The following is a 3,839-nucleotide window of genomic DNA, read 5'->3' as shown; positions in this document are numbered from 1 at the left end:
CCCCGGGCCCCGCCCCCCCCGGGCGCCCCCCCCGGGGGGGGGCAACCCCCCCCCCCCCCCCCCCCCCCCGGGGGGGGGGCGGGCGGTGTCCTAGGACGCCGTGGACATGTTGAGCGCCGGCTTCGCCTCGGCCGGCAGCGGGCTCTCATAGGGGCGGCCGCCCATGCGGCGGCGCAGATCCTCCTTCGCGGCGGCGATCAGCGCCGGATCGCGCAGCGCGTCGAGTGCGGTGCCGGCCATCACCTTCGCCACATGCGCCATCGCCGCGTGGGCGGCCGGCGACTTGCCCTGCGCCACCGCCTGCCAGGAGTGGAACGGTGTGCCGACCGCCCAGGTGGCGCCGCGGGCCTGCACCGTCGGCACCTTCTGCGAGACGTCGCCGACATCGGTGGAGCCCACCATCGCGACGCTCTTCTCCGCCGGCGCCACGAGCGCGTCGTGCAGCGGCTTGCCGCGCCTGGCGGGCAGGCCGTGGCGGCGATAGGCGGCGGCGATGTCGGCGTCGCTCAGCGTGTCCTGGATCGCCTGGGCGAAGGCGCGGTCCGTCTCGGCGAAGACGGGTGGGCCGAGGCGGTCCAGGTTGCGCTGCATCGCGGCTTCCAGCGGCGTGTTGCCGAGCAGCTCGCAGACCGCGGAGACGACCTCGGTCTCCACCCGGGTCTCGGTCATCAGCGCCGCGCCCTCGGCGATCTTGCGCACGCGCTCGACCAGGCCGCGCAGCTCCAGCACGCTGGCGGCGCGGATGAGGTAGCGCACCTTGGCGCGCGCCTGCACCACGTTCGGCGCGATGCCGCCGGCGTCGAGATAGGCGTAGTGGATGCGCGCATCCGAGGGCATGTGCTCGCGCATGTAGTTCACGCCGACATTCATCAGCTCCACCGCGTCGAGCGCGGATCGGCCGAGATGCGGCGAGGCCGCGGCATGCGCGGCGCGGCCGGTGAAGGTGAAGTCGATGCGGGTGTTCGCCAGGCTCAGCGCCTCGATCACGCCGGCGAAGTAGTCCGGGTGCCAGGTGATGGCGATGTCCACGTCGTCGAAGGCGCCGTCGCGCACCATGAACCCCTTGGCCGCGCCGCCTTCCTCGGCCGGGCAGCCATAGTAGCGCACGCGGCCCTTCATGCCGTTCGCCGCCAGCCAGTCCTTCACCGCGGAGGCGGCGAGCATCGCGCCGGCGCCGAGCAGGTTGTGGCCGCAGCCATGCCCGCGCATCTCGCCCGGGATGGGCTTCGGCTCGGCGATGCCGGCTTCCTGCGAAAGGCCCGGCAGCGCATCGTATTCGCCGAGGATGGCGATGACCGGCCCGCCCTCGCCGGCCTCGCCCATCACCGCGGTCGGGATGCCTGCGACCTTGTCGGTGATCCGAAAGCCCTCGCGCTCCAGCATCGCCTTGTGCTCGGCGGCGGAGCGGTGCTCGTCGTAGCAGAGCTCCGGCATGGCCCAGACGCGGTCGGCGAGCGCGTTGAACGCCGTGCGCTTCGCATCCACCAGGCGCCAGATCTCTTCTTCGTTCTGCATGGAGGTTCCCTTGCTCAATAGACGACGACGGAGCGGATGCTTTCGCCGCGCTCCATCAGCTCGAAGCCGTGGTTGATCTCCGACAGCGGCATGACATGGGTGATGAGGCTGTCGATGTCGATCTTCCCCTCCATGTACCAGTCCACGATCTTCGGCACGTCGGTGCGGCCGCGCGCGCCGCCGAAGGCGGTGCCCTTCCAGACGCGGCCGGTGACGAGCTGGAAGGGGCGTGTCGCAATCTCCTGTCCGGCGCCGGCGACGCCGATGATGATGCTCTCGCCCCATCCGCGATGCGTGCATTCCAGCGCCTGGCGCATCAGCTTGACGTTGCCGACGCATTCGAAGCTGAAATCGGCGCCGCCGCCGGTGAGATCCACGATCGCCTGCACCACCTTGTCCTCACCGATCTCCTTCGGGTTGACGAAGTGGGTCATGCCGAACTTGCGGGCCATCTCCTGCCGCGCGGGGTTGATGTCCACGCCGATGATCTTGTCGGCGCCGACCATGCGCGCGCCCTGGATCACGTTGAGGCCGATGCCGCCAAGCCCGAACACCGCGACATTCGCGCCGGGCCAGACCTTCGCCGTGTTGATCACCGCGCCGATGCCGGTGGTCACGCCGCAGCCGATGTAGCAGATTTTTTCGAAGGGCGCGTCTTCACGGACTTTCGCGACCGCGATCTCGGGCAGGACGGTGAAGTTCGCGAAGGTGGAGCAGCCCATGTAGTGCATCACCTGCGTGCCTTCGCACGAAAAGCGGCTGGTGCCGTCGGGCATCACGCCCTTGCCCTGCGTCGCGCGGATTGCGGTGCAGAGGTTCGATCGCCGCGACAGGCAGGTTTTGCACTGCCGGCATTCCGGCGTGTAGAGCGGAATCACATGGTCGCCCGGCTTCACGCTGGTGACGCCGGCGCCGACCTCGCGCACGATGCCCGCGCCCTCATGGCCGAGGATGGCGGGGAACAGCCCCTCGGGGTCGGCGCCGGACAGGGTGTAGAGATCGGTGTGGCAGAGGCCCGTCGCCTTCACCTCCACCAGCACTTCGCCCGCCTTCGGGCCGGCGATCTCGACCTCCGTGACCTCCAGGGGCTTGCCCGCCGCCCAGGCCACCGCCGCGCGCGTCTTCATGCACAGTCTCCTTGCCGAGCCCGCAGTTTGCGCCGCTTCGCGCCCGGCGTCACGGTCTTGACGGCGCGGCGGGGGCCGGATGGCTTGCGCCGGGCCGCGCGCGGCGCGATGCAGGCGCATGCGCATCCTGCTGATCAACGGCAACACCACAGAGGCCATCACCGCGAAGCTGGTCGCCATCGCGCAGGGGCTGGCCCCGCCCGGTGTCACCTTCCAGGGCGCCACGGCCCGATTCGGCGCGCGCTACATCGCCTCGCGCGCCGCCTCCGCCGTCGCGGCGCATGCGGTGCTCGATTCCTATGCCGAGCACGGCGCCGGCGCCGATGCGGTGCTGATCGGCTGCTTCGGCGACCCCGGCCTGGATGCGCTGCGCGAAGTGGCGCCGGTGCCGGTGCTGGGGCTTGCGGATGCCTCTGCCGCGGCGGCGCTTCGGCTCGCGCCGCGCTTCGGCGTGGTGACGGGCGGCGCGGCCTGGGGGCCGATGCTGGAGGAGTTCTTCGCCGCGCGCGGCCATGCGCCGCGACTGGCCGGCGTGCGCACCGTCGCGCCCTCGGGCGGGGAGATCGCGCGCGACCCGGACGGTGCACTGGCGCTGCTCGCCGCGGCCTGCACGGCCAGCGCCCAGCAGGATGGCGCCGGCGCCGTGATCCTTGGCGGCGCGGGACTCGCGGGCATGGCGGCGCGGCTGGCCGGCCGCGTGCCCGTGCCCGTCATCTGCTCGGTCGAGGCGGGCGTGCGGGAGGCGATCGCGGCGCTCGGCGGGAAGCCGGCCGGGCTTGTCCCGCATGCGCCGGTGGAGACGATCGGCCTTTCGCCGGAGCTGGCGCGTCTTCTCGGCTAGCTTCGCGCGGTCAGGCCAGGTTCTGGCGGAAGAAGGCCAGCGTGCGCTCCCAGGCCAGCTTCGCCGCGGCCTCCTCGTAGCGGGGTGTCGAGTTGTTGTGGAAGCCGTGCTGCGTGCCGGGATAGATGTGCATCTCGTGCCGCACGTTGTTCGCCTTCAGCGCGGCCTCGAAAGCCGGCCACATCGCGTTGATGCGCGGATCGTTCCCGGCATAGTGGATCTGCAGCGCGGCACGGATCGCCGGAACGGCGGCGGGGGGGGGGGGGCGGGCCGGGGGGGGGGGCCGCGGCCGGCGAGGCCTCGCGCTACGATGTCGAGCTGCGCATGGCGGGCGAGACGCGCTGGACCGTGGATTT

General features: G+C 71.9%; 4 protein-coding genes. 1 reads left to right on the top strand and 3 read right to left on the bottom strand.

Features of this window, described 5'->3' with window-relative positions:
- Positions 1 to 90: 90 nt before the first annotated feature.
- Together AC1MIR_RS17140 and AC1MIR_RS17135 are read right to left on the bottom strand one after the other, a co-directional pair.
- Positions 91 to 1,515, bottom strand: coding sequence for a M20 family metallopeptidase (locus tag AC1MIR_RS17140; RefSeq protein ID WP_480029393.1), 1,425 nt, complete (start codon positions 1,513 to 1,515; stop codon positions 91 to 93).
- Between the two features lie 14 nt (positions 1,516 to 1,529).
- Positions 1,530 to 2,642, bottom strand: a complete 1,113-nt coding sequence (locus AC1MIR_RS17135) for an S-(hydroxymethyl)glutathione dehydrogenase/class III alcohol dehydrogenase (RefSeq protein WP_480029392.1) — start codon at positions 2,640 to 2,642, stop codon at positions 1,530 to 1,532.
- Between the two features lie 118 nt (positions 2,643 to 2,760).
- Between AC1MIR_RS17135 and AC1MIR_RS17130 the strand changes: the two genes are divergently transcribed.
- A complete protein-coding gene (locus tag AC1MIR_RS17130) occupies positions 2,761 to 3,483 on the top strand; it encodes an aspartate/glutamate racemase family protein (protein ID WP_480029391.1) in 723 nt (240 codons plus the stop codon).
- A gap of 10 nt (positions 3,484 to 3,493) precedes the next feature.
- Here the strand turns inward: AC1MIR_RS17130 and AC1MIR_RS17125 are convergent.
- The coding region (locus AC1MIR_RS17125) for a dienelactone hydrolase family protein (RefSeq protein WP_480029390.1) at positions 3,494 to 3,839 on the bottom strand (346 nt) is incomplete at its 5' end.

It is taken from the genome of Falsiroseomonas sp. RANM36, from assembly GCF_056682175.1.
Note: the sequence above shows the minus strand (reverse complement) of the source record. Positions and strands in the feature narration are given on the sequence as shown.